The organism is Aureispira sp. CCB-E (genome assembly GCF_031326345.1).
In the GTDB taxonomy this organism is placed as follows: Bacteria; Bacteroidota; Bacteroidia; order Chitinophagales; family Saprospiraceae; genus Aureispira.
Genome location: NZ_CP133671.1, coordinates 1,594,223 through 1,620,472 on the forward strand (window position 1 = coordinate 1,594,223; position 26,250 = coordinate 1,620,472).

Consider the following 26,250-nt stretch of genomic DNA (forward strand, 5'->3'; position numbering starts at 1 on the left):
TATTAAAGCCAAATACTGAAAAAGCGTTTAAAACGTAAGTTTGTTCAGTATTTGGCAATAGGAAGGTGGAAAGATTTTGTTTAAAAACCTTCGTATACATCTTTGGGAATACGACCATCAGGTTTGGTATCGGTATCCAAGCCCTCTTCTTCATTCCATCCACGGAAGCCCTCTCCAACACGCTCTCCATCAACATACTTGATAACAAAAGCATATTCAAATCCTGAGTTGTTTAATACGTAAGAAAGTGCGTTAAGAGCATCGGATTTTCTTTTAAAACCGTCAATGTTTTCCTCGTTGGTTTCTTTGCTAACCACTAAGATTCGTTTCAGACCACTGCTAATTTTTTCTGTTGATAAACGACCAATTTCTTTTAAAACTTCGTATTTATCAGCTCTAAATTTACGGACAGCAGATACTTGAATTTTGTACACAACCGATGGAGGGGCAATTGGACTAGGAGGGTAAGGTCCAGGGAAAATAGGCAGTTCTTTAATGTCTTCTTGTTTGACGATTTGAGGCTCATGATAAGGCTGAGGAATTCCATCTTCGTCATAGTATAACTTTCGATAATCTCCCAATCCTGCAATAGCATCTAACTCATAGAAAATTTTTAAGGTGTCTCCTGTGTATTCAATCCCTAAATTAGGGTCAATGGGATCGACAGGCAATTGATAAGCATTGCTATTAGAGTTGTAATGTGCTGCCATGATGTAATAACGGATGTCTTGTGGATCTACTCTTGGAGGCAGAACAATATCTGTCCGAGCGATTAATTCAACATCATTACTAATATTCTCTGATTGGCTTCCTGTTGTGAATGGAAAACTAGCTACTTGAAAATTTTCTTTTTCGATGGAGATAATGTAAGAAGTATTAGGCTCTAAATTTTTGAACTCATATTCTCCAACCGCCAGTATACGTTCGTCAATCAATTCTTCATCGCCCAAGTTTGTTTTTTGAAAAAGCTTAATGTTAAGATCTTTCAATAGACCTCGTTCGGGATAATCCGAATCTCGAATAGCACCAGATATTGCCAGCTCTATATTTTCAATACCAAAGTAAAAAATATCATCATCTGTTGTTGTAGAACGTTCTGGCTCAAATGGACGATTAGAAACTAGATATCCTCCACCATGTGCTTCACTGATTGTATAATATAGATCATCTGCTGCCGAATTGACAGGAAAGCCTAAATTTTGGGCAACTTCCCACTGTAGCTTTTCCCCCTTAGATTTGAAGATGTCCAAACCACCAGCACTCACACGACCATTAGAACTAAAATAAAGGGTTCCTGTTGGTTTGTGATAAAAAGGGCTAATCTCGTCTCCAATACTATTGACATTTCTCCCTAAATTTTTAGGCAAAGTAAAGCTTTTGATATTGCTGTTTACGGGACGAGTTGTATACCACAAGTCCAAGCCACCTTTTCCACCTTTTCGATTGGAAGCAAAGTATAAAATTTCTTGATTATCTGAGGTGACAACCACAGGATGGGTGGTATTGGCATCGTCAGGATTGATATAGTCTGGCAAGATCGTTGGAGCAGACCATTGCCCACCTCCCAAGTTCTCCATTAAATAAATGGCACATTGAGGTTTGCCGTCAATAATATCACACTGAGTAAAGTAAAAACGATTGCCGTCTTGTGTAAATGAACCATTGCCAAAATGTGTACGTTCCATTTTGCCAACAAAAATAGAAGGAACTTGAGGACGCACCCAACCATCTGCTTGTTTGACAGTCCTATGAATCTTTGCTACTCCTTTGATTGTAGAAGAAAAATAGAGCACATCATTCGCAAAAGGGATGGGGGCAAACTCAGTTTTAGCACTGTTTACCTTAGGACTCAAATGCTCAATTGTAACGGCAGGATTGGTATATTGTTGTGCTTTTAAGGCATAGTTGCAACCTTTTAGTTCATTTTCAACAAATTCTCGGTATAGCTCTTTGTCGTCTCCTTGATAACTTAACAAAAAGCTGTTAAATGCTTCTTTTGCTTTATTAGCAGCGCCTGTTTGTTTGAGAGCCAAGGCATATTTGTACCCAGGCTTGTCATATTTAGGATTGTTATTATCATCTTTTACAACTTCCAACGATTTGACAGCATTTTCGTAATCTCTTAAATCGAGGAAACATCGACCAGCTTTGAAGCTGTATTCAGGCTTATCTTTTTTTTCTTCATAAACGCCTCGATAGTATACTGCCGCACGGTACAAATCGCCACTTTTTTCAAAATCTGCAGCCATTTTAGCTCGTTTTCTCCAAGGAAGTTGATTCTGTGCATTCATACTTGAAGCAAGCAAAAAAGCAATAAGCAAAGTAAAATGTGTTATTTTCATTCTGTAAATTCTTTGTTGGGAAGACAAGTAATGGGAGTTCTTGAAAATCATTGGTTGCCCGATAAAACAACTACAATAAAAGCGTTCTATCCATGTTGATAACAGCACATGCCCTAACTTTGAACGTTTCAGATTTTAGGTAAACCCCGAATGAAAAAACAAGGTTGTCTCTAAAATCTGAAACACTAACAATTATTCTATTAATATGTAAGGGGTTGTTTCTTTTTAGTCTTTGAGTAGGTGTTTCAATTAAAAACCTTCATAATCCTCGTTCAGACTTTCTTCTTCTTCAAAGGTTTCGGAAGTTCCGTCCTCTGGTTCATCCCAGCCACGGAAACCTTCGCCAACTCGTTCGCCATTAACCACTTTAATAACAAAAGCATTTTCAAAACGTGTATTATTAATAATATAAGAAAGGGTATTTAATGCTTCTCCTTTGGATTTGAACCCTTCTAGACCATCGTCTGTAAGTTCGCTAGGAACAACCATCACTCGGCGAATACCATCGTGAATATCTTCAAAAGCTAATTTCCCAACCGACTCTAAATCCTCGTATTTGTAACTTTTGTAACGGCGAACCGCTGCGACTTGGATAATATAAACAGTGCCTTCTGGAGCAGCTTCTTCTGGATAGATTTTTTCAACAGGTGTTTCAATGAATGGTTCTTCTTCAAATACTGGTTCATCTTCAACCGTAGAACTGATGTCTCCCATATAAGGCAGTAACTCGCCATCGGGACCATCGTAGTAAACTTTACTCTCAGTAGATAAATCAGCGACATCTTCTTTTATTTGATTGTATATCTCTAAGTAAGGTCCTTCGTATGCTTCTCCAGTTACTGGATCAATTGGTTCGCTAGGAAAAGAGTACGGATTGTCACGAGAATCATATTCAGGAGGCACAATGCGGAATTTGACAGCATCCCAATCTACTTCTTCTGGTTCTACGGTAGGAACTTCTAGAGCAACGTCTTTGATAACATCTTCAGAATGAACAAACTCACTTGTGTTGATGTCGAAGCTAGCTAAGTTATAACCTTCTTTAGAAATTTCAACCGTATATTGTTTTTTAGGCGCTAATTTGAAACGATATTCAGCGATTGATAACATACGCTCTTCAACCAATTCATCTTCGTTAAAAAGTTTGATATTAACTTCAGAAAGGGCTCCATTGTCAGGGTAGTTCGCATCCGTAATCATTCCACTGATGGTTACAACAATTTTGTTTTCACCAAAGTAAAAAATATCGTCATCAGTTGTTGCTGATTTTTTCGGTGCCAACAAACGGTTGGAGACAAAATACCCACCGCCATGTGCCTCGCTTACAGTATAGTAAAGGTCATCGGCAGAAGAATTTAGAGGAAATCCTAAATTTTGAGCCACTTCCCATTGTAATTTCTCTCCTTTCGATTTGAAAATATCCAAGCCTCCAGCACTCACACGACCATCCGAGCTAAAGTAAAGAATACCTTCCGCTTTGTCATAATGCGGTGTAATTTCATCGCCAGGAGTATTGATATTTCTACCCAAGTTTTTAGGTAACGTAAAGTTATTGCTAGAACTCCCAACAGCACGTGTGGTAAACCAAATGTCCAAACCTCCACGCCCGCCTTCGCGGTCTGAAACAAAGTACAAGATCTCTTTGTCATCTGTGGTCACTACAAAAGGATGCGTTGTATTGGCACCCGCTTCGTTGATATAATCAGGAAGCAAAATAGGCTCTGACCATTCGTCGTCACTGATTTTGTTCATCACATAGATGGCACAAGAAGGTTTTCTGTCTGGTAAATCGCATTGTGTAAAGTAAAAATGCTCGTTGTCTTCTGTAAAGGTACCATTCCCAAAATGAGGTTTTGCCATTTTTCCTTCAAATATTTGAGGAACTTGAGGACGAGACCAGTTTTCACCATTTTTTTGACTGCGGTATACTTTTGCAGATCCTGTTGCCAAAGAAGAAAAATAAAGGATATTATCATCAAAAGGAATCGGAGCAAACTCAGTTTTGTTACTATTTATTTTAGCATCTAACAACTCTATTTTAATCGCAGCATTAGTATGTGTTTTTTCATTTAAAGCAAAATCACAACCTTTTATTTCGTTTTCACAAGCTTCTTTTAGGGCTTTGTAATCTTCATTATCGGATGCATAACTCTTAATGAATTTATCAAAAGCAACTTTTGCCTTTTCTGCTTGCCCTGTTTGTTTTAAAGCTAACGCATATTTGTATCCAGGCTTGTCATAAGTATCGTTTTGATCCTTGACAGGTTCCAATGCTTTGACAGTGTTGGCATAGTCTCTTAATGCATAGTAGCAATTACCAGCTTTGTAAGTGTATTCTGGTTTATCACTTTTTTCAGCGTAAATGCCTTCATAATATACTGCTGCTTGGTAGTAGTCGCCTTGTTTTTCAAAGTCTTGAGCCATTTTGAGGCGTTTTTTCCAAGGAAGCGTTTTTTGAGCATTTGTAAGCCCAACAAACATAGCAGATAAGAGCAGGGTAATATATAATTTTCTCATTCTGTTGCTTAAGTTTTAAAAAGAATCAACAAGTGAAAGTGTGTTAATTGGTTTGTTTAATGTTCTATAAATGAGGCTGTTCGGGAGGGTGTTGAAAAACTTCAAGTTGCAAAGGTTTGGTTTTGAATTTGTTTTAACTTGTCTAGTAGTTTAAGATAAGAATAGAGTTACTTAACCCTCAAAAAGTCCTATTAATACCCAAAACAAGACCTTACTCATAAGCCCTTGGCTAAAAAGAATCTAAAATTTTAACAAACTCTACCGATAATTGTCCTCAATATAGCTTCAATTCTCCAAAAAACACAACCTATAAATTTAGATAGTAAGTGTATGATTGTAATAAATGATTGTTTATGGATGAATAAATTATGCATCTAATTGGTCGAAAAAACTCGCAAGAGACCATTCTAAATAAGTTCCGTACTTGATTATCTGCTAAAATTTATAGTCATTTTATAAGTCATTTATTGTAAGCATCCACCTATTGGGAAAGAAAGCAAAAATACTTAGCTTACTCTTTTTCATTACAAAAGTAAGGCTTATTTATTGTATTTGCGAAATGATTGATTTGTTATTCTATTCGCAAAGGACAAAATACTTGAATTTAAAATGATTTACAATAATATTTTATTGTGTTTGACCGAGTAGTTTAATTTTTTTTTAAGTTTGTACACTCAATAAGCGGTGTTTTTTCTCTTAATCCAACTCAGCAATCTATTTATATTCATGTTGTAATGCACAGTTTATGCCAAAAAAAGCTGGTAAAGGAAGAGAGCAAAAAATCTGTATAATTGGAAATCGAAAACAGAAAGATTAATATAATATATACGAACTAGATTTATGAAAGGAATTATCTTAGCAGGAGGCTTGGGAACACGTCTTTACCCTTTGACACTAGCAGTAAGCAAACAATTGATGCCAGTGTACGACAAACCAATGATTTATTACCCATTGTCTACCTTGATGTCGGCAGGCATTCGAGAGATTTTAATTATTTCTACGCAGTATGACTTACCCAACTTCCAAAAGTTATTGGGTAATGGCTCTCAAATAGGCTGTCGGATTAGTTATCAAGAACAAATTATTCCTAATGGTCTGGCGCAAGCATTTGTACTAGGGGAACAATTTATTGGGAATGATAGTGTGTCTTTGATCTTGGGAGATAATATCTTCTATGGTAGCAATCTCAACGAATTATTAAAGCAGAGCAATCAACCAGATGGAGGAATTGTTTTTGCATATCAAGTCGCCGACCCTGAACGATATGGTGTCGTTGCTTTTGATGATGATAATATGGCCTATTCTATCGAAGAAAAACCCAAACAACCTAAGTCTAACTATGCTATCCCTGGACTGTATTTCTATGATAATTCTGTTATCGAAGTCGCTAAAAACTTGAAACCAAGTGCTAGAGGAGAATATGAGATCACAGATGTTAACAAGCATTATTTAAATAAAGGGAAATTAAAAGTAATGCCACTAGGACGTGGTGTGGCATGGTTGGACACAGGAACACATAAATCGTTGATGCAAGCAGGGCAATTTATAGAGGTAATTGAGGAACGCCAAGGTTTAAAAATTGGTTGTATAGAAGAAGTCGCTTATCGACAAGGTTTTATCAATGAAGAACTGTTGGAACAAGCTGCTGATAAATACAAAAAAAGTGGTTATGGTCAGTACTTGTATAAAGTGTTGGAGTGGGGAAGGTAGCAGAATTTGAGGCTAAATTTGTGAAGAGATGTTCCTTAAAAAGGACTTGTTTTTTTCATAAAAAATAAGCATCTTTACAAGAACAATATTTGAAGAAATATTGTTACAAAAAATGATCGAGAAAAGAGAGCATGTGTCTACCTCAAAAACAATCTTTGGTGGAATGTTTCAGTAGGTTGATTAATAGGAGGTTGAAGGGGGGAATACTGGATAATAACCCAACAATAAATAACCGTGTCAAGTCGCTTCTTTGATTTTTTGGTTGATAAAATCAAAAATTGTAGAAAGTGCCCCAAACAAAGACTCAGAACATTTAGAAAGCCTACAAAATTTGTCTATCTTTCCCCGATGAAATTCTAATAAAATTTGTTAATTTTGCGATAAGACAATATTTAACTCTGTAGAGAGTCGATTTATATGCAACAAAAAAAGATTAAATGGATATTTTAAAACAAAGATTTCAAGCTAAGGCATTTGCTTTATTCAAAGCAAATAAAGATATGCTTAAAGAACATGGAGATTTAGTAATCGATAAAGTTTCTATCCGCCAAATGTTTGGTGGTATGCGTGGTATGAAGAGTATGATTTGGGAAACATCAGAGTTGGATGCTTACGAAGGGATTCGATTCAGAGGTTACTCTATCCGTCAATTACGCAAAGCATTGCCCAAAGCCGAGGGTTGTAAAGAACCATTGCCAGAAGGTTTATTTTGGCTGATGCTCGTTGGAGATATCCCTACAGATAAAGAAGTTAAATGGGTAACGGAAGAATGGAAAAAACGTTCTAATGTTCCAGAACATACGTTCAGAATGTTGGATTCTTTGCCAACAACAACGCATCCAATGACACAATTTAGTTCGGCAATCTTGTCGATGCAAACAGAAAGTATTTTTGCTAAGCGTTATGCTGAAGGCATTAGCAAGCAAGATTATTGGGATGCGTATTACGAAGATACGATGAACTTAATTGCTTGTTTGCCACGTATTGCGGCTTATATTTATCGTCGTACATATTTTGATAACAAGCACATCGAACCAAATCCAGAGTTGGATTGGGGAGCAAATTTTGCGCACATGTTGGGCGTAAGTGATAATCCTGATTTTCTGAGCTTGATGCGTCTGTACTTGACTATTCACGCAGATCATGAAGGTGGAAATGCTTCGGCACATACAACACATTTAGTAGGATCTACTTTAAGTGATCCTTATTATTCTTTGTCTGGCGGTATGAATGCTTTGGCTGGACCATTGCATGGTTTGGCTAACCAAGAAGTTATTAAGTGGATTCTTCAAATGGTTGACGATTTAGGGACAGATACACCTAGTTCAGACCAAATTGCAGACTACATCCACAAAACTTTGGCAGAAGGAAAAGTGATCCCTGGCTATGGACATGCTGTGTTGCGCCAACCAGACCCACGCTATATGGCACAACGTGTTTTTGCTGAAGATTACATCAATGACGACCCAATCGTAAAAATAGTTTGGAAGTTGTTTGACATCGTTCCACCATTATTGCAAGATTTGGGTAAGGTGAAAAATCCTTGGCCTAATGTTGATGCCCATTCTGGTGCTTTGTTGATGCATTATGGATTAAAAGACTTTAGCTTCTATACTGTATTGTTTGGGGTGTCTCGTGCAATGGGAGTATTGGCATCTGGTGTATGGTCTAGAGCATTGGGTATGCCTTTGGAGCGACCTAAGTCCTTGACTTCTTTGGCTGTTAAGAACTTTATAGAAAAAGAAGCTACTAGCAGCACTCCAAAAGAGTAAGCGATATAAAGACAAAAGACAGAACCTGTCATCTCAGCCATCTACTAAAATAGATGGCTGTTTTTTGTTTTTAGTAGTAATTTGAGGTAATACGAAATGGAATAATTTATGTCGCCATAAAATAGCTCGCTATTTTTCGGCTTTTTGTCTTAATTAGAAAAAATATCTATCTTTTATTTTATACGACACCCTTTATTCAATTTCATACTTGTATTAAACGAATGTCAAATATCCTGTTAAAAACGTTAAAGTTTTCTAAATAGCTCATCTATTTAGCTTGAAAACAAGTATCTTAATGTGCTAGACATGTTCATAAGAGGAGCGTGTCAAATCCCTTAAACATCAAAGTAGGAGGACAAAATATGCAAAATAGTAACTATCAATCCCTAATTGAGAAAATCGACCAATTTACTCGCAAATATTATATGAACAACCTTATTAGAGGGAGTTTGTATAGCATTGGTGTTTTATTAGTAGCATTTATTAGCTTTTCATTGCTAGAGTATTATTACTTTACAGCTACAACCTCTTCAATGCAGCTTCGTAAAGTACTATTTTACTCTTTCTTAGGAATCAGTATTATAACGTTGGGAGCGTTGGTGTTTCGACCATTGTTGCAATATTTTAAATTAGGAGCTGTTATTTCTCACGAACAAGCTGCTAAAATTATTGGTCGTCACTTTGGAAATGTAAAAGATAAGTTACTGAATGTATTACAACTAAAAGAACAAATGAATTATGCGGACTCTGCATTGGTGGAGGCTAGTATTAATCAGAAAATTCAGACGTTAAAGCCTGTCCCTTTCACAGCTGCCATTGACTTGAAAGAAAACAAACGTTATTTGCGCTATGCGTTGCCTCCGTTATTATTGTTGTTGTTATTATTGTTTTCATCTAATATTTTGGAAGAAAGTGCTGGTCGTATTATTAATAACAATAAAGAGTTTGAAAAAGCAGCCCTATTTAGTTTTATTGTTGAAGATAAAGAGCGAAAAGTGGTGCAATACAACAATTATGACTTAGAGGTGCGTGTCGATGGAGAAGCACTACCCAATGAGGTGTTTATTGAGGTTGATAATTATAAATATAAATTAGAGAAAAAAAGCCCCAATACATTTAAATATACATTTGTAGAATTACGCAAAGACACTAAATTTAATTTAACTGCCAATGGAGTGATTTCTAAAAGTTATGATATTGATGTCTTAGAAAAACCTCAAGTAGCGGATTTTGATATTAATTTAAATTATCCTTCTTATACTGGGCGCAAAAATGAATCAATTACGGGGATTGGAGACTTGGTAGTACCTGTGGGGACAAATATTGATTGGTTGTTTAAATCTATTAACACCAATACTCTGAATGTTCAATTTCCAGGAGAAAAAGAAAAAACAGAAACTACTCAAGTGGGCGAAGCTGCTTTTTCTATTAAAAAGCGTGTGTTAAAAGAGGGAACCTATAAAATATTTATTGGCAATAAAGAATTGCCAACAGGTGATTCTATTTCTTATTCTCTGACGTTAATTCCTGATATGTACCCATCAATAGACGTACAATCTAATCGAGATAGCTTGAACGATAAGATTGTTTACTTTGTAGGGGAGGCGTCAGATGATTATGGTTTGAGAGCATTAAATTTTAATTACAAAATTGAGCGCCAAGATCAGGTTGTTAAGGAAGATAAAATGTCAATGGCAATCACAAAAGGCAAGCAAACAACGTACGATCATATCCTTAATGTAAAAGATTTAAACCTAAGACCTGGAGATAAATTGAGCTACTATTTTCAAGCATTTGATAACGATGGTGTCAGTGGTAGCAAATCGGTAAAAACTCCTGTGATGTACTATGAAATGCCTACCGTAGAGGAATTGAAAGAAAACGAGACGACGAACAATGCTGAGATTAAGAATGAATTGGAAGATGCCATTAAGAAAATGAAGAAATTAGGCGATGATGTTAAGCGAGTGCAAAATAGAATTCTGCAAAAGAAAGATATGAATTGGCAAGATCGTCGAGAATTGGAGAAACTTATCAAGGAGAGAGAGGCGATTGAAGAGGAAATTCAAGAAGCAAAAGACAACTTTGATGAAAATATTCAAAAACAGGAGGAGTATCAGAAAGTAAGCAAAGAAATTGCAGAAAAACAGGAGATGCTTCAAAAGTTGTTTGATGAGGTAATGAATGATGAAATGAAGGAGTTGTTCCAGGAAATGGAAGAAATGTTGAATGAAATGGATCAAGAAAAACTCAAAGAGCAACTGGATGAAATTAAAATGAGTGAGGAAGAAATGGAAAAGGAGTTGGACCGTATGTTGGAGTTGTTTAAGAAAATGGAGGTCGAAAAGGCAATGGAAGATGCGGTTAATGAATTGGACTCTTTAGCTAAAGAACAAGAGGAGTTGAGCAAACAAGCAGAAGAGAATGCTTCTGAAAACGAAAAAACAGAAGAAAATCAAGAAGATAAAAAAGATGCTGGAGATAAAAAGGATGGTGACGGAGACAAAAAGCAAGAGGATAAGAAAGATGGTGCAGATAAAAAGAAAATGAGCCAAGAGGAGTTAGAGAAGAAGCAGGAAGAAATCAATAAGAAGTTTGATCAAATAATGGAGAAGGTAAAAGAGGCGAAGGAGAAAAACGAAGAATTAGAAAGTCCTATGGACATGGATAGCGAGGAAATGGATCAGCAAGAGCAAGATGTTCAGGAAAATCTTCAGAATAGTAGCCAACAACTTCAAAAGAAGAATAATAAAAAAGCGTCAAAATCTCAAAAAAATGCTGCTCAGAAGATGAAGGAAATGTCTAAGGAGATGAAAGAAATGATGCAAATGAATCAGATGCAGCAGATGCAACAAGATGTTAAAAGTATGCGCCAGTTGTTGGAGAATTTGGTAGACATGTCTTTTGAACAGGAAGATTTGATTGATGACGTTAATATTACAATAGCTAATACGCCAACCTATGTAAAATTAGTGCAAAAGCAGGATAAGTTGAAAGATGACTTCCGTCATATTGAAGATAGCTTGCAGGCTTTGAGTAAACGTGTTTACCAAATCGAGGCGTTTGTTACTGAAAAAGTGACAGAAGTAAAGAAAACGCTCAAAAAGAGTGTTGAAACATTGGAAGAACGCCAAAAACGTACGGCTGTTGTACAACAACAGTATACAATGACTGGGGTCAATGATTTGGCTTTGATGCTAAATGAAGCAATGGATCAAATGCAACAACAAATGGCGCAGCAGATGCCTGGAACACAAGTTTGTGAAAAACCTGGGCAGGGAAAACCTGGTGGACAGGGGCAAGGTATGGGCAAAGATGGCAAAAAGCCTGGAATGGGGGGCTTGAGACAAATGCAAGAGCAGCTGAATAAGCAAATGGAAAAAATGAAGGAGATGATGAAGCAGGGAAAAATGCCTGGTGGAAAACAATTTGCGCAAATGGCTGCCAAACAAGCTGCCATCCGAAAAGCGTTGCAGGATGCGAAAAAGAAAGGTCAGAAAAAAGGGAAAGGTGGTGGAAAAGAATTGCAAGAAATGATAGATGCTATGGATAAGGTAGAAACGGATTTGGTCAACAAACGTTTGCCTAACGACATGCAAAAACGTCAAAAAGATATTTTAACTCGTTTGCTACAAGCAGAAAATGCAGAACGTGAACGTGAATTGGATGAAAAAAGAAAAGCAGAACGCCCAGATAAATATGTTCCTAAAATGCCACCAGCATTGGAGGAGTATCTAAAAAAGCGTCAAGGTCAAGTAGAAATGTTTAAAACTGTTTCACCTTCTTTGAAACCTTATTACAAAAATCTCGTAGAAAAGTATTTTAGAGCATTAAATTAAAATCAATTACTGTGTAATGGATTTAATATTGAAGAATTAGGGAGCTTTAATATTATTGGATTTAACTAAAATTTGCCGCCATTTGGAGACAAATAAACAATTTTCCAACCATGCACAATTGTTGATGATTAAAAAACTAAAAACCAACATTTTCTAATGACTGAACTTGCACTTAACTTAACCCTTGATTCTCATCCTAAAAATATCGCAGAGGTAGAACCTTATGTGACTCAAGTAGTTCAAAAATATGAGATCAATCAAGAGTTATATGGTAATATGCTAATCACTCTAACAGAAGCCGTGAGCAATGCTATTATACATGGAAACAGTGCCAAAGCAGCAAAAAAAGTTTTTGTTTCTACCAACTGTTCCAATCAAAAAATTTGCTTTACGGTTCAAGATGAGGGGTCTGGATTTAATCCCGATACTTTGCCTGATCCAACTGCCCCCGAAAATATACTTACTCCTGGAGGACGTGGTGTGTTTTTGATGAGACAACTTTCAGATGCCGTTACTTTTAGTGACGATGGGCGTTTAGTAACCTTAGAATTTTCTTTGCAGTAGAAATATAGGTGCATCAAACTTAGGTGTTTGACACTGAATCCCGACTAAGTTAAAAAACTTAGTCGGGATTGTTTTGGTTTGGGTAGCCTCTAAAATTTTAGATTATAAAAAATAGATATGGAACTTACCTTTCATTCCGAAGGAATTGATTTTGAGTTGGAGGACTCTACTATAATTCAAACATGGCTAAAACAGGTCATTAAAAATGAAAATTGGATCTTGGCAAATGTTGCTTATATCTTTTGTAGCGATGCTTATTTGTATAAAATGAATGTAGAACACCTACAACATGATACCTATACAGATGTCATTACTTTTCAATATAATGAGGACTTTGTAGAAGGGGATGTTTTTATTAGTGTTGAAAGAACGGCAGAAAATGCTGGAATCTTTGGCGTTACTCCTAACCGTGAATTACATCGTGTGATGGTACATGGATTGTTGCATTTGATGGGGTACAAAGACAAAGAACCCAAGGACAAAGCATTGATGACAGAGAAAGAAAATCAATATTTGGAGCTATTGGATACTATTTTGGTGTCGAATTAGCTGTTCTTAATAATACCTTATTGGATTGGGTTTAATGATAAAAAAAACAGTGAAGTTTTTGACCTCACTGTCTTTTTATGATTGACAACTTGTTGATAGCAATAGAGCAGAATGAACTTTTTAAGATAAACCTCTTATGCTAACATAGACTAATAGGTGGTTATTAATGAATGAGTTATATTCCAAAGGCATAATAATAAGCACCTGGAACCTCTTCATAAACTCCTTCTAGCATGACCCCACCACTTTTTTGAGCTAAAATTTTGGTAAATTCTTCAACAGAGTGAATCGTTTTTCCATCAATATGTGTGACAATAAAGCCATCTCTCATTTGAGTTTGTTTACTTAGTTTGCCAGCATGAATTTTTCGAATTTTTACCCCTCCATCAATACCTAATTTTTCGGCTAAGTCAGCACTAATATTTTCTACTTCAGCACCAAGAGTTTTTATGGTTGTTCTACTTGATTTATCCAAGAGCTTTGTATTTCCGTCCCTATTGTTCAAAATCACATCAATAGTTTGGGTATTGCCATTTCGATCAATCGAAAGCTGGATAGATTCTCCAGGGCGATGTCGAGCGACAATTTCTTGCAAATCAGAACTTGTCTTAACTTGAATCCCATTTACGGCTGTAATAACATCTCCAATTTGTACATTTGCTTTAGCGGCAGCACTGTTTTTTAAAAGGCTATCGACATAGACTCCTTGTGTTAAATTCAACTCTTTTTCTTTGGCAAAGTTCCCATCGATGGTACGAATCATAATTCCTAAGACTCCTCTCTGAACAACTCCATATTCAATAAGGTCTTGCACGACCTTAGATACAATGTTGGCAGGAATGGCAAACCCATATCCAGCAAAAGAACCTGTAGGACTAGCAATAGCTGTGTTAATGCCAACCAAACCTCCTTCAAGATTAACAAGGGCACCACCACTATTTCCTGGATTAATAGCTGCATCTGTTTGAATAAAATTTTCAACAGCGTATTTATCTTTTAAGATATTAATACTTCTTCCTTTTGCGCTAACGATGCCTGCTGTTACTGTTGAATTTAAACCCATCGGGTTGCCAACAGCAAGTACCCATTGTCCTGTTTTGACTTGGTCTGAGTTGACAAAGGGAACACTAGGCAAGTCTTTTTCCTTTATCTGTAAGAGTGCTAAGTCAGTAGAAGGATCTGTTCCAATGATTGTTGCTTTATAGGTTCTGTTATCATGCAAGGTGACTTCTACATCATCAGCATTTGCAATCACATGATTGTTGGTGACAATATAGCCTTCTTGATTAATGATCACCCCAGAACCTGTACCAACTCTAGTTGGAGCTTGATTTGATCTAGGGTGAGTAGGAGGGGTTCTAAATCTAGGGTTAGGACCAAAAAATTGCTCTAGATTATTGCCAAAAAGATCTTGAAGTGGTGCGGGGATCTCTTGAAACGATGAATTTCGACTGGGATAAATCTGCGTTGATTTAATATGCACCACAGCATCCAATACTTTTTCAGCAGTAGCATTAAAATCTAAAGGTATGACATTGCCTGCATCGTCCATTGAGTAAACGGCATTTTTGCTAGCGGTATGATTGATGTGTTCTATTTTGACCGTCTTGTTAGAATGGTTAGCATTGAGATATGAAAAAATACTAACTGTAGATAGGCTGATTACCAAAGCAATCAAACCTGAAAAAATAAGATTTTTTTTCATGATTGCAATTTTTTATTACTTGAATGTTATGTGAAAATAGTAGTATGTAAGCTATTTTAGTTTGTTGATTATGAGAGAGCAAACTAAAATTCTATCATTTAATAAATTAATAATAGCACCTATTTCTTACATAGAGAGTGGGCATTGCTATTCATTCATAATGTATTATGAGCATAAAAATGCCAGACAGCATGGAGGCGCTGTCTGGTTATATTGGTAATAATCTAAGAAATTTCAATTTGACGGGCAGGTTTCTTTTTAGCTTCCTCTTTTTTAGGTAAGGTTAAGCTTAAAATTCCGTCTTGATAAGTTGCTTTTATATTGCTATCGTCAACTACTCTATTATTTAGATTAAACGAGCGTTGGAAGGATTGGTAACAAAACTCTTTACGAGTGAAGTTTTCCCCTTCTGTGGCTTCATTTTCGTGTTCGACTTCGCTTTTAATGGTCAAGGTGTTATTGTCCAATTCTATATGAAAATCTTCTTTTTTCATACCAGGGGCAGCCACTTCTACACAATATTCATCTGTTGTTTCTTTAATGTTTACAGAAGGCAATGTGTTGCGGTTGTTGGCAAAATTTCGATTTGACCAATTAAATAATGAATTCCAATCGTCGTCAAAAAATTTAGAGACAGTTGGTAGCAAATTACTTTTTACTGGTAACATAACTAAAAATTTAATGTTTTAACTAATTGAATGTCACTTAGTATTTTTCAAGTGCTGTGCCAATTGATTTTTGGTGTCATAATGACATTTTTACGCTGTAATGAAGTGACAATATGTCTTGTTTTTTTGAAATTTTGTCATTCGATTTATCTTAAAGAGACTTGATCAACAAAAAGGACGTTATTCTTTTGTCAAAACTGAAAGACAATGCGACAAAACGTAATTTCTTTGGTATCTTAGCGCCTTCTTATAAGATGTTTAATTGTAGAATAGTTGGCTAGGTTGAGCGTACATTAACTTAGCAAATACATTCAGAACCATTGTAAAATATCCAATACCAAATCGCTTGGCGACTCCGAACAAAATGAAACTATCAGTTATTATTGTTAGTTACAAAGTACCTTATTTTTTAGAGCAGACCTTATTGTCTGTTCAAAAGGCTGCTCAACATGTCGAAACAGAAGTCATTGTTGTGGATAACAACTCTAGGGACAACTCTGTGAGTATGGTTCAAGAAAAATTTCCTTGGGTTCGGTTAATTGCCAATACACAAAATACAGGATTTGCTACGGCAAATAATCAAGGGATAGAAATAGCAAAAGGAGCGTATATTTTATTTTTAAACCCTGATACAGTTGTTCGAGAAGATACCTTTGAGCAAGTAATTGACTTTATGAGCGAAAACCCTCAAATTGGTGGGTTAGGGGTCAAAATGATTGATGGAACGGGAGTTTTCTTGCCAGAATCCAAACGAGGTTTTCCGTCGCCAGAAGTAGCATTTTACAAAACCTTTGGGTTTTCCAAGTTATTTCCAAAGTCGAAGCGTTTTAATCGGTATCATTTGGGCTATTTAGACAAGGATGAAAATCATGAAATAGATGTATTGTCAGGTGCCTTTATGCTCGTTCCGAAGAAAGTATTGGATGAGGTTGGGTATTGGGATGAAGCGTTTTTTATGTATGGGGAAGATATTGATTTGTCGTATCGAATTATCAAAGGTGGGTATAAAAATTATTATTACTCAGATACAACAATAATTCATTACAAAGGAGAAAGCACTAAAAAAGGAAGTTTGAATTACGTAAAAACTTTCTATGAGGCAATGATCATCTTTACTCAAAAGCATTTTCAAGGCTCTAAAGCGGGGTTGTTTATCTTGATGCTTCAATTTGCAATTTATTTCAGAGCTTTCTTGACCTTGCTATCCAATTTTCTTAAACGAGGTTCTTTATTTGTCTTGGATGCTCTAGTAGCTTATGGTGGTTTGATTGTTATCAAGGATATTTGGGCGCACATTCGATTCCAAGATGCTAGTTATTATGATAGTAATCCAACATTGATTTATTTCAATTTCCCTTTTTATGTTCTAATGTGGATTGGTGGAATTTATTTGAGAGGGGGGTATGACAAACATGCTAGGACAAAACATGTTTTGACAGGAGTATTGTTGGGTATGGTTGCTATCACCTCCATTTATGCTTTATTCCCTCAAGAGCTTCGTTCTTCTAGAATGTTAATCTTATTGGGAACTCTTTGGACGATTATAGCCGCTTATTTGAATCGAAGTTTGGTTTCTTTGTTGCAAAATAACACGATTTTTTGGAGTACTTCTCAACAGCGAAATGTTGTAATTGTAGGGGACGAGCAGGAAAGCAAGCGTGTGTTAAATTTACTCTATCAAGCGCATGTAGATTTTAATTTTATAGGGACGGTTGGCACAACTGGAGAGGCTAATTTAGCAGCGTTATTAGGAGATGTCAACGACTTGGAGTCACTGACTCATTTTTATAAGGTCAATGAACTGATTTTCTGTGGAAAGAACATTAGTTTTGAACAAATTATCTATTGGATGACTCGATTAGGACCAGGTATGAATTACAAAATTGTGCCTCAAAATAGCACTTACATCATTGGTTCGAACTCAAAAAATAGCGCAGGAGACTTGTATGCAGTAGATATTAATTTTAATATTGCAAACTCTATTCAACAACGAAACAAACAGCTCTTAGATATCGTTTATAGTTTATTTTTCCTTGTTTTGTCTCCCATTCTTTTTCTTTTTATAAAGAATCGATTAGGCTTCTTTCGTAATATAATTTTGGTATTAACAAGAAAAAAAACATGGGTAGGGTATGTGCCGAATTCAAACAATTCAAAATTACCCCAATTGCTCCATGCTATTTTGACACCTATAGACACACTTAAAATAAAACCGACAGAGGAACAAACTCTTCATCGAATTAATTTGTTCTATGCAAAGGATTATACTAGTAGTGCCGATTTTAGTATAATAATACAGGCTTGGCGAGAATTAGGGCGCCAAGAAATACCTGTTTACGCTCCTAAGAAAACTTAAGGAAATTGAATGTATGAATGCCACAACTTTCTATGAAAATATATTTGAGCTGTCTCCACAGTATCCTTTAACAGTGTTGGAATTTCTGAAAACCGAACTGCAATTGGGCAAGAAGTATGTTGTCATGGATGTTCATACGCATAATGGTCAGTTGAGCAAATTGCTACACAAACACGTTCATTTGGTCTGTTCTGTTTCCTCAGATCCCCAATATCATGTCTATTTAAAAGACAAGCTTCGAGATAAAACTAATTTTTTGAGCTTAAATGCCTTGCCTATTCTGACCAATATAGAGGAAGATTCAATTGATTGTTTGTGCATTGATGAGACGTTTAATAAATACGATGCTCTTCGTATGGGGATCGAGTTTGAGCGTATTTTAAGATTAAACAGTTATGTACTTGTCTTGCAGAATAAATTATTAGGCATTCCTAAAACATTTACCAATGCGTATCTTACCTTCTTAAAACATTATCACAATGAGGAGGGGATATTAGCAAAACTTCCAGATAAAAATCGTTTGGAAGAATTTTATAGTAATGGTTTTGCTCAACAGAAATTTAAAAATCAACAGTGGCTTGATTGGTCTATGTTAAAGCAGTACTACCAAATGACTTTGGAGAAAGAACAATTAGAGATGCCTCCTAAGGCTTTAGAGGAATTGGAACAACTGTTTAGGCAGTTTGAGCAAGAAGGGCAAGTACATTTGGAATACCAAACTTATCTTTATTATGGTTTGTTTAACCATTCTGTCCCCGAAATATCGCTGCGTAAGAGTATATTTTTTAATGTTTTGCGTCCTTTTGCTTTTGTTTTTTATATTTTAGTAAAAGCCAATATTTATTTTTGGAGAGCTTTGTATAAGATAAAAGAAAAACTATTTCCGACATCTGATTCCACACAACGATAGAATTTTAAAGAACTTCTATAAGAAACCAAGCATTTGAGCTGTGTCAAAATGAGGAAATACAGTTTCTACATGTTGATGCTTCATTTGCTTTTGTAGTATTTCACTTAAAATAGTTCTGTAATCTGTTGTGATTTCTAAATCTACATGGTTGTTTAATTGATGGCTTGACAATCCAGGCCATTTCCCATACATTTTTCCACCCTTTACTTGTCCACCTAAAATTAATGCAAGCCCTCCATAGCCATGGTCTGTCCCTCCACTACGATTTGATTTTAATCTTCGACCAAATTCACTCATAACAACGATGGTTAGTTTAGAGTGATATTTCGTCATGTCATTATAAAAAGCTGCCAATGCGTTTGAAAGTCCTTCTAGGCGCAGAGGAAAATGGTAGGCTTGATTTTCGTGATGATCCCAGCCATCATACTCTACGGTAGCAAAATGAACGCCTGTATCTAGTTTGATTAAGTGCGCTAAATTTTTTAAGGAATTTGCAAAGTCTTTGATAGCCCATGTACTAGGATAATCGGCTCCGTGTTCTGGATGATAAGGAGGGTGTTCGGTTTGTTTTTTCTGTAGCATTTGAATCGTGGAAAGTGTTTGTTGACCAGCTTGATGTAGCATGGTATCTCCTTGGTAAAATTCGGTTAATACTTCTTGCAAAATAGGTTCACCAATTAGTTTGAATTCTTGAATAGAATCAATTGAAATGGCTTGAGAGTAGCCTTTTAAGGCAGGAGATAGACCATTGTTTCCAACCGAGACAGCAGGCAAAGTTCCTGTGTTTGAAATGGTTTCAAAATAACGAGTCATCCAGCCTTGGGCACTACTGTTGTTTTTAGACAAGCCTTGTTCAATCAGTTTAGTTGCCTCAAAATGACTCCTAGTGCCATTTAATAATCCTACAGCATGAACAATAGCCATATCGCCATTATCGTATAGCTCCTTCAAGGCGCTTGCCTTTGGATGAATATTAAAGTCAAGTCCTCTCAAGCCATTTTTTAGTGTCAATGTCGCATTTTCTGGAACTTGTAAGCTCTTTAGCCTAGCATTGGCATAATGATGATCACCCATTGGAGCAACAAAATTTAGCGCATCACATCCTCCCTTTAAAAAAACAAAGACAAAAATCTCATCTTTTGGATTGTTGAGGTGCAAAGGATTGTAAGCAAAGCTTTGCACGCCTGGAATGCTAGATAAAGCGACACTAGCACCCAAGCCTTTTAGGAAATTTCTTCTATTTATCATCATAATTAACGGTATTGAAATTGAGGTGACATCAAAATAAGAGCAATGAGATGAGCAAAGCGATATTGGCGATCTTCTTTACCATAAGTACGTGGCGGATCATCTTCTGTTTGATCTTCTGTTAGTAGAATACGAATGAGTCGCTGTTCTTGGGAAAGTTGTTGTGTATTACCTAGTATTTTCTGAACAAAAAATTGAACAATTTCTTTACTGCTTTGCACCGAAGGAGGAAGCAAGTCATCTACGTCAAATGTTGCCATTTTATGCCAATTATCAAATAGAATAGATGGGATGCTATTCCAGCGTTTGAGCATCATATTACTATTGAGCCAATAAGAGGCTTGATCGGGATGTCCTGTAGGCGTAGTCCAAGAAAATAAATGATAGCCCATTTGTTCTAACATCCATTGTAGGTTGAGATTGGGCATAAAATCCAAGTCCAATATTCGAACCATAGAACAAAGTAATTCAAAAGGATTTTTAATTTTATTGCCTAGAGCATGACGAAATTCTTTGGATAAAAGGATGGTTTTGAGCACAGCCCGAATTTGATGTGGAGAATCTTGTTCTTGCATCCATGTTTGGGTTGCTTTCGTGATAATTGACTCAGGAGGATCATCGGCTATAAAACGAATGCACAACTTTTGGCAGATAAAACGAGCCGTTCCTGGGTGTGCTGCGAGTAAGTCTAATACTTTCCGTCCATCAGCCAATGGTCCTTGGTTTGCTTCAAACTCTACCCCTAGAATTCGTTTTTGATAATTGTCGTGCCATTTTTCTAGGTATAAAAACTCTCCTGTATGAGGTTTATCTCCATTTTCTGTCCAAGCCCCATCAGCAACCGTCCATCCTGTAAAGGCACGGGCTGCTTCGTAAATATCCTCATCAATATAACCAATTGCCTGACCTTCTGTCGCACCTGGAACATCTCGCCATTTGTTATAAATATGATTGAGATAGTTGTCTTTGCCCAAGGTATGCAACTCAAAGAGTTCTCTTGCAAAATTCTCATTGGCAGGACTAGCTCGACTAGAGGCATTGTTTAAATAAAATAACATTGCTTGACTAGTGGCTACATCCTCTAAAAAGGTTCTAAAATTTCCAAAGCAATTTTTACGAATAACAGCTTTGTCATATAAGGGCAATGTTGCAGCAATGCGTTCATCTGCATGAATACTGACATTGAAGTGGTTGTGCCAAAAATGAACCATCACTTCTCTAAGTTGCCAAGGACTGTAGATCGCATTGAGGCAGGTATTAATGATTACTTCAGCAGCAGGTATTGTTTGATGTGCTTCTTTTTTTACCAATGCCCAAAGCTCAGAGAGTTGGGCATCAAGAAATCTAAATGGTTGCCCTACTGCCTCCGACTCCTCTTGAATGAATTTGAATTTTCTTCGTTGTTCAACTAATTTTGGTGACTCTTGATTAGAAGGATTTAGCTGTTCTTCAAGATAGGCTTCAAAACCAATTGTATTGATACGCTCTAAACTCTGTCTATTGGGACCAAATCCGATTCTATGGAGTATTTTTCGATTCATTAGGAAGAAAAATTTAAGAAAAAGTAATTTTGGGATTAAACATTACGCTGTAAAAAAACGTATTGACTAATTGCGTTTCTACTAAGCAATAGTTCGTTGAAACCACGAAGTAGCAGCGTAGCTAACTACTAACTAAAGTAATGTAGAGAAGAAAAGACAAGGGGCTAATCCTTTACTATTAAAAGTGAATTCAAAAGGAATGCCAAGACAAAACAGAGCGAAGGACATTCTACTTAAAATATAATAATTATATTTGTAGTAGTGGCTGGCAAGACCTGTTAGACTGCTTAGCTTGGCTGGCTTTATTTATGGAATTTCCCATAGGGGGGTCTACGTTCGCCATGATTAGGAGGTTTCAGTAGGCTATTCTTAAACATCAATTTTATTAAAATGAAAGTAAATATAAAAAATATCTTAATTGTTCTAAGTGTGTCTTTTTTGTGGAGTTGTGGAGAAGATTACTCAACAATTGATAAAAATGTTACTTTCCCTAAAGCTGTTGTTCAGCCAGATGGTGTTCGATTTGATTATTTGATGTATGATAACGATTATAATTGGGTGCCCCAAAATGGAGATCCAACAGAATATGGCAATGAACATAAGCAGTCTGAATCTTCAGGACTTTATTTTAAATTAAGTAATAAACGGGCGTTTGGTCCAGGTGTAGATGCTACTGTGCAAGGGGAGAAAGAAGGGGAGTGGTATCGTATTTCTTTTGCGTGCATGAAACCTTCAAAAGTAATTGTCAAACCTGAGGATGTAAAAGGAATTCTTGTGGTTAGTTTTGAAAGAGGCGATTCTGTGTTAAATTATACAACTTATCCAATTCAAGATTTACTAAAAGAACAAAATAAGCAGTTTGTTGATAAATGGGAAACACTGTCTGTTTGGTATGAGGTGCCTAAGGAGGTGCAAGAAGGTGACCGTTTGAAAATTTACCCTTGGAACCCTGTAGGTGGAGATTTGTACTTAGATGATTTTACTGTAGAAACATGGACAACAAAGGCACTAAAGCCTGAAGGTGTGATTTGGAGTCATATTGTTACAGAGCAAAATTATGAAACGAGCGATTTGGCAGGGCAAACAACGAAAGAAACAGCAGCAAGAGGTTTATTCTCTTGTGTCTTGTCTAGTCAAGAAGGCAGAGCACAATACGGCAAAGGATATTCAGGAACGTTGGCATCTGCCAAAATTCAACCTGGTGATTATGTGAAGGTTGCTTTTGCTGGGTTAAAAAAACACCACGTAAGGCAAGTAGCCAAATCCGCTAATATGGTTATTTCTTTAGAACGAGATGGCAAGCAGTTGTTTTGGGAAGGGTTGGCAATAGACCCTAGATTAAAAAAAGGAGATAGACAGGCTTATGGAAAATGGGTGAACTTGGTGATGTGGAAACAAATACCTGAAGATGCTAAAGAAACAGATGTTCTTAAAATTTACCCTTGGAATAATAATTTGGATCCGATTTATATAGATGACTTACAAATAGAAGTTTGGAAAAAAGAAGGACAGGGTGAGTAGAACTCTATTTTTATTAACATCAATAGTTCGTTGAAACCACGGAGTAGCAGCGCAGCTAAACTTTATTGGTTTACTTCGTGAGTGCTGCGCAGTTGATAATTAGCAACTTGTGTCTTTGTTGTGTTTTGTGTTAAAATTTTGATTATCAAACTAATATAAATGTGCTTTTTTATCTTTTTGGTAAAAAAGTAAAAAACTAAGCTTGCGCCCTCATGAGCGTAGCGAACTAATCAACGAACTACTATAACATTAGACCCGATTCTTGCACATAAAAACAGTATTTAATTGGTTGTCTCGTTGATAGTAGTAGGTGTCCATGCATTTTCGTACCAAATGTAGTCCTAGGCTTCCGATGTCTTCTAGAATAGAGTGTTCTTTACGAACTTGATTGGTAGGAAAAAAAGGGTTGAAAGCTATTCCTTTATACTGCAATTCTATGATTAGCTTGCCAGTATTGGATAAAGAAAATACTAGATCAATAGCTGTTTCTTGGGATTTGAAAGCTGTATAATCTAAAATACTAGATAGGAGTTCTTTGACGGCAATATTAATTTTTTGAATGACAACAACAGGTATTTCATACATATTGGCAAATTGCTCTAAACTAGAAATAGCTTTTGTAGTTTCTAAAGAGGAATATATGGTTATTTTTTTCTTAGAGATAGTTTTTTGTGTATCCATGTTATTCATAGCCATTAAATACAAATAAGAAAATTAAGCGGGCTTAAGAAACTCTATTTTTGATAAGAAAAGGGCTGATGATCCGGGGGGAATCATCGCCCGAGTAAAATTGGAAGTGATTAATAACTTTTTCAAGTTATTTGGTTTCATAGCAACTTACATGGTCTGCTACACTTATATGTGTTGGGGGAATAAAATTAATCTTAAAATGCTTGAAATTAGTACGAGTACTATTTTTCTATTTGATTGATGATAGGCTTAATGTTAAACCTACATAAATTGTTGCAAAAAGAATGCAACTGATATATGAGTTATTTTTACCATAATACTAAACTGTCCTACGATTTAGCACCTCAAAAAGAATCCCCATTCTATTTGGTAAAACATCAATCTACCAGTTGCACTTAGTCTAAAAGTTCCATTAAACTAACTATCAATATAAAAAGGATAGTTGCTATCTATAAGTATAAAACCGAGCCAAAAAATAAAAAGTTGAATATTAGTCTTTTATGTATTTTTGTTGGTGGAATTTAATCCATCTGGTAGACAAAGGTGTTTCTAGTAGAGACATTTTGGATAAAAAAAGTGCTTTAAAATAACAAAACGGCATCAAGAGTCTTCTTTTAGCAATTTGTAGATGGTAGAACGTCCAATTTCTAACTTTTTAGAGACCAAAGTGACATCATTATTGTGTTTTTCTAAATAATGGCGAATAATTTTTTTAGTATAATCTCGCATGGTCATTTCTCCATCAAGCAAGCTAAACCGCTTTTGTTTACTTCGTAGTTGTAAGTGCTCTTTTTTAATTTGCTTTTCGTCGGAGAGCACCATTGCTAGCTCGATGATAGATTTTAGTTCTCGAACATTACCAGGGAAGTTATAATTTAGCAAAGCATCTTTGGCTTCTTGAGATAGTGTTTTGACTTCTACCTTATTATCTTTGGCGTAGTTTCTTAAGAAATGTTTGCTCAAAATAAGAATATCATTTCCACGATCTTTTAAAGGGGGGAGTTTGATAGACAAGCCGAGTAGACGATAATACAAATCTTCTCTAAAGTTGCCTTTGTGCACTTCATCAAAAAGATTTTTGTGCGTAGCCGTAATAATTTTTGCATTAAACTTGATGGATTTATTTCCTCCAATTCTAGTAATTTCTTGCTCTTGCAAGGCTCTGAGCAATTTAGCTTGTACAGACAAATCTAAATCGCCAATCTCGTCTAAGAACAAAGTTCCTCCATCTGCCAATTCAAATTTGCCTTGTTTGGTTGTGATTGCACCAGTAAAAGCTCCTTTTTCATGTCCAAATAGCTCACTTTCTATGAGTTCCTTAGGAATGGCAGCCATATTGACAGCAACAAATCGCTTTTTTCTTCGAGGAGAATTGTAATGAATACTTTTGGCAATAACTTCCTTGCCAGTGCCTGTATCTCCAGTGATAGAGGTAACAATATTGCTTTGGGCGGCTTTTTCTGTTAATTTACAAACTGCTTTGATAGCGGGGCTTTGCCCTATAATATCACTAGAATTAAATTGTTTGGCAAGTTGTTCTCTTAAAACACCAACTTCTTCTTTTAATTGGATATTTTGTTTGATCAATTCAACAGAACTTCGAAGTCGTTCCTTCATGCCTGTATCTTTAGTAATATAGTCGTTTGCTCCTTGTTTGAGCAGGTCGATAGCAGTACTAATATTTTTCTGTCCAGATAGAACAATCACCCTAATTTCAGGATTGAATTGTTTGATTTTTTGAAGCACTTCGGCTCCGCCCAAATCGGGTAAATTGTAATCCAAAGAAATGAGTTGAGGTTGTAAATGAAGATGGTCTAGGCAGTCTTGCCCCGTATCAAAAGTATGGACCTCATGTTCTGGATTACTTTCCATAACATATTTGATTAAACGTTGTTGCATTGGGTCATCTTCAACAATAAAAATCCGAAGACTACGACTGTATTCCATTAAAAGTGCTTTTTTTGATGCAAGAAGAATGATAATCAAGAACTCATGCTACACAAAACAATTAGACATCAAGCAATTGTTTCTAAAATTATTAGAAAACATGTGAACGAAACATAATCCTAGAGAATTGAGGCGTGCAAGAAACAAAGAGCACAACTAATGTACCTAGAGGGACGCTTAGGATTTATGACCAATATGGCTAAACATTCTTTATGCTTCTATTTTATTTAACAATTAATTTGGTGATGATGTCCGTTGAATGATTGACTAAATAAATAGGCAACTATTACAATTGGTTTAACTCTAATAAACTTTACTAGTTTTTAGTATAATAATTAGCTGCGCTGTTACTTTTGGGACGTTCATTATTC

At 36.0% G+C, this 26,250-nt stretch carries 16 protein-coding genes; 8 read left to right on the plus strand and 8 right to left on the minus strand.

Annotated elements, in window-relative coordinates; translation table 11 throughout:
• Nucleotides 1–80: 80 nt before the first annotated feature.
• Both QP953_RS06175 and QP953_RS06180 read right to left on the minus strand, forming a co-directional pair.
• On the minus strand, nt 81–2,342 hold the full coding sequence (locus tag QP953_RS06175; protein ID WP_309554306.1) for an outer membrane peptidoglycan-associated protein: 2,262 nt from the start codon (nt 2,340–2,342) through the stop codon (nt 81–83).
• Nucleotides 2,343–2,591: 249 nt separating this feature from the next.
• A complete protein-coding gene (locus QP953_RS06180; RefSeq protein ID WP_052596610.1) occupies nt 2,592–4,859 on the minus strand; it encodes a hypothetical protein in 2,268 nt (755 codons plus the stop codon).
• Between the two features lie 840 nt (nt 4,860–5,699).
• On the opposite strand from QP953_RS06180, the gene rfbA reads away from it, so the two are divergent.
• From rfbA to ybeY, 5 genes are all read left to right on the plus strand, one after another.
• Complete coding sequence (gene rfbA / locus QP953_RS06185) at nt 5,700–6,569, plus strand: glucose-1-phosphate thymidylyltransferase RfbA (protein ID WP_052596611.1); 870 nt, start codon at nt 5,700–5,702, stop codon at nt 6,567–6,569.
• 437 nt (nt 6,570–7,006) lie between these two features.
• Nucleotides 7,007–8,341: a citrate (Si)-synthase gene (locus QP953_RS06190; RefSeq protein WP_052596613.1), complete on the plus strand. Its 1,335-nt coding sequence runs from the start codon at nt 7,007–7,009 to the stop codon at nt 8,339–8,341.
• Between the two features lie 362 nt (nt 8,342–8,703).
• Complete coding sequence (locus tag QP953_RS06195; RefSeq protein ID WP_309554307.1) at nt 8,704–12,180, plus strand: DUF4175 family protein; 3,477 nt, start codon at nt 8,704–8,706, stop codon at nt 12,178–12,180.
• Nucleotides 12,181–12,336: 156 nt separating this feature from the next.
• Nucleotides 12,337–12,744, plus strand: a complete 408-nt coding sequence (locus QP953_RS06200; protein WP_052596616.1) for an ATP-binding protein — start codon at nt 12,337–12,339, stop codon at nt 12,742–12,744.
• A gap of 117 nt (nt 12,745–12,861) precedes the next feature.
• Nucleotides 12,862–13,293, plus strand: coding sequence for an rRNA maturation RNase YbeY (ybeY, locus tag QP953_RS06205; RefSeq protein WP_309554309.1), 432 nt, complete (start codon nt 12,862–12,864; stop codon nt 13,291–13,293).
• Nucleotides 13,294–13,468: 175 nt separating this feature from the next.
• Here the strand turns inward: ybeY and QP953_RS06210 are convergent, their stop codons facing one another.
• Together QP953_RS06210 and QP953_RS06215 are read right to left on the minus strand one after the other, a co-directional pair.
• The gene (locus QP953_RS06210) at nt 13,469–14,998 is read right to left on the minus strand and encodes a Do family serine endopeptidase (RefSeq protein ID WP_309554310.1); all 1,530 of its coding nucleotides are present in this window, start codon (nt 14,996–14,998) and stop codon (nt 13,469–13,471) included.
• 224 nt (nt 14,999–15,222) lie between these two features.
• Nucleotides 15,223–15,666: an Hsp20/alpha crystallin family protein gene (locus QP953_RS06215; RefSeq protein ID WP_309554311.1), complete on the minus strand. Its 444-nt coding sequence runs from the start codon at nt 15,664–15,666 to the stop codon at nt 15,223–15,225.
• Between the two features lie 364 nt (nt 15,667–16,030).
• Between QP953_RS06215 and QP953_RS06220 the strand changes: the two genes are divergently transcribed.
• Complete coding sequence (locus QP953_RS06220) at nt 16,031–18,022, plus strand: glycosyltransferase family 2 protein (protein WP_052596624.1); 1,992 nt, start codon at nt 16,031–16,033, stop codon at nt 18,020–18,022.
• 13 nt (nt 18,023–18,035) lie between these two features.
• Nucleotides 18,036–18,932 carry a hypothetical protein gene (locus QP953_RS06225; RefSeq protein WP_052596627.1) on the plus strand — a complete coding sequence of 299 codons (897 nt, stop codon included), beginning with the start codon at nt 18,036–18,038 and terminating at the stop codon, nt 18,930–18,932.
• A gap of 15 nt (nt 18,933–18,947) precedes the next feature.
• On the opposite strand, the gene QP953_RS06230 is transcribed toward QP953_RS06225, so the two are convergent.
• Nucleotides 18,948–20,183, minus strand: a complete 1,236-nt coding sequence (locus QP953_RS06230; RefSeq protein WP_309554313.1) for a DUF1501 domain-containing protein — start codon at nt 20,181–20,183, stop codon at nt 18,948–18,950.
• Between the two features lie 2 nt (nt 20,184–20,185).
• Nucleotides 20,186–21,721 (minus strand): DUF1800 domain-containing protein, encoded by a 1,536-nt coding sequence (locus QP953_RS06235; protein ID WP_309554315.1) that lies wholly within the window; start codon nt 21,719–21,721, stop codon nt 20,186–20,188.
• Nucleotides 21,722–22,111: 390 nt separating this feature from the next.
• Between QP953_RS06235 and QP953_RS06240 the strand changes: the two genes are divergently transcribed.
• Entirely contained in the window at nt 22,112–23,242 is a 1,131-nt protein-coding gene (locus tag QP953_RS06240) for a hypothetical protein (RefSeq protein ID WP_309554316.1), read from the plus strand.
• A 249-nt stretch (nt 23,243–23,491) separates the two neighbouring features.
• Here QP953_RS06240 and QP953_RS06245 read toward each other — a convergent pair whose 3' ends face one another.
• Together QP953_RS06245 and QP953_RS06250 are read right to left on the minus strand one after the other, a co-directional pair.
• Nucleotides 23,492–23,923, minus strand: a complete 432-nt coding sequence (locus QP953_RS06245) for an ATP-binding protein (RefSeq protein ID WP_309554318.1) — start codon at nt 23,921–23,923, stop codon at nt 23,492–23,494.
• Nucleotides 23,924–24,532: 609 nt separating this feature from the next.
• Complete coding sequence (locus QP953_RS06250) at nt 24,533–25,879, minus strand: sigma-54 dependent transcriptional regulator (RefSeq protein WP_052596636.1); 1,347 nt, start codon at nt 25,877–25,879, stop codon at nt 24,533–24,535.
• Nucleotides 25,880–26,250 lie beyond the last annotated feature (371 nt).

Excerpts from the sequence above, each read along its gene's own strand:
- QP953_RS06230 (WP_309554313.1), bottom strand. The coding sequence starts at position 20,183 with ATGATGATAAATAGAAGAAATTTCCTAAAAGGCTTGGGTGCTAGTGTC.
- QP953_RS06220 (WP_052596624.1), top strand. The coding sequence starts at position 16,031 with ATGAAACTATCAGTTATTATTGTTAGTTACAAAGTACCTTATTTTTTA.
- QP953_RS06210 (WP_309554310.1), bottom strand. The coding sequence starts at position 14,998 with ATGAAAAAAAATCTTATTTTTTCAGGTTTGATTGCTTTGGTAATCAGC.
- rfbA (WP_052596611.1), top strand. The coding sequence starts at position 5,700 with ATGAAAGGAATTATCTTAGCAGGAGGCTTGGGAACACGTCTTTACCCT.
- QP953_RS06195 (WP_309554307.1), top strand. The coding sequence starts at position 8,704 with ATGCAAAATAGTAACTATCAATCCCTAATTGAGAAAATCGACCAATTT.
- QP953_RS06215 (WP_309554311.1), bottom strand. The coding sequence starts at position 15,666 with ATGTTACCAGTAAAAAGTAATTTGCTACCAACTGTCTCTAAATTTTTT.
- QP953_RS06235 (WP_309554315.1), bottom strand. The coding sequence starts at position 21,721 with ATGAATCGAAAAATACTCCATAGAATCGGATTTGGTCCCAATAGACAG.
- QP953_RS06180 (WP_052596610.1), bottom strand. The coding sequence starts at position 4,859 with ATGAGAAAATTATATATTACCCTGCTCTTATCTGCTATGTTTGTTGGG.
- QP953_RS06225 (WP_052596627.1), top strand. The coding sequence starts at position 18,036 with ATGAATGCCACAACTTTCTATGAAAATATATTTGAGCTGTCTCCACAG.
- QP953_RS06245 (WP_309554318.1), bottom strand. The coding sequence starts at position 23,923 with ATGGATACACAAAAAACTATCTCTAAGAAAAAAATAACCATATATTCC.
- QP953_RS06200 (WP_052596616.1), top strand. The coding sequence starts at position 12,337 with ATGACTGAACTTGCACTTAACTTAACCCTTGATTCTCATCCTAAAAAT.
- QP953_RS06250 (WP_052596636.1), bottom strand. The coding sequence starts at position 25,879 with ATGGAATACAGTCGTAGTCTTCGGATTTTTATTGTTGAAGATGACCCA.
- QP953_RS06240 (WP_309554316.1), top strand. The coding sequence starts at position 22,112 with ATGAAAGTAAATATAAAAAATATCTTAATTGTTCTAAGTGTGTCTTTT.
- ybeY (WP_309554309.1), top strand. The coding sequence starts at position 12,862 with ATGGAACTTACCTTTCATTCCGAAGGAATTGATTTTGAGTTGGAGGAC.
- QP953_RS06190 (WP_052596613.1), top strand. The coding sequence starts at position 7,007 with ATGGATATTTTAAAACAAAGATTTCAAGCTAAGGCATTTGCTTTATTC.
- QP953_RS06175 (WP_309554306.1), bottom strand. The coding sequence starts at position 2,342 with ATGAAAATAACACATTTTACTTTGCTTATTGCTTTTTTGCTTGCTTCA.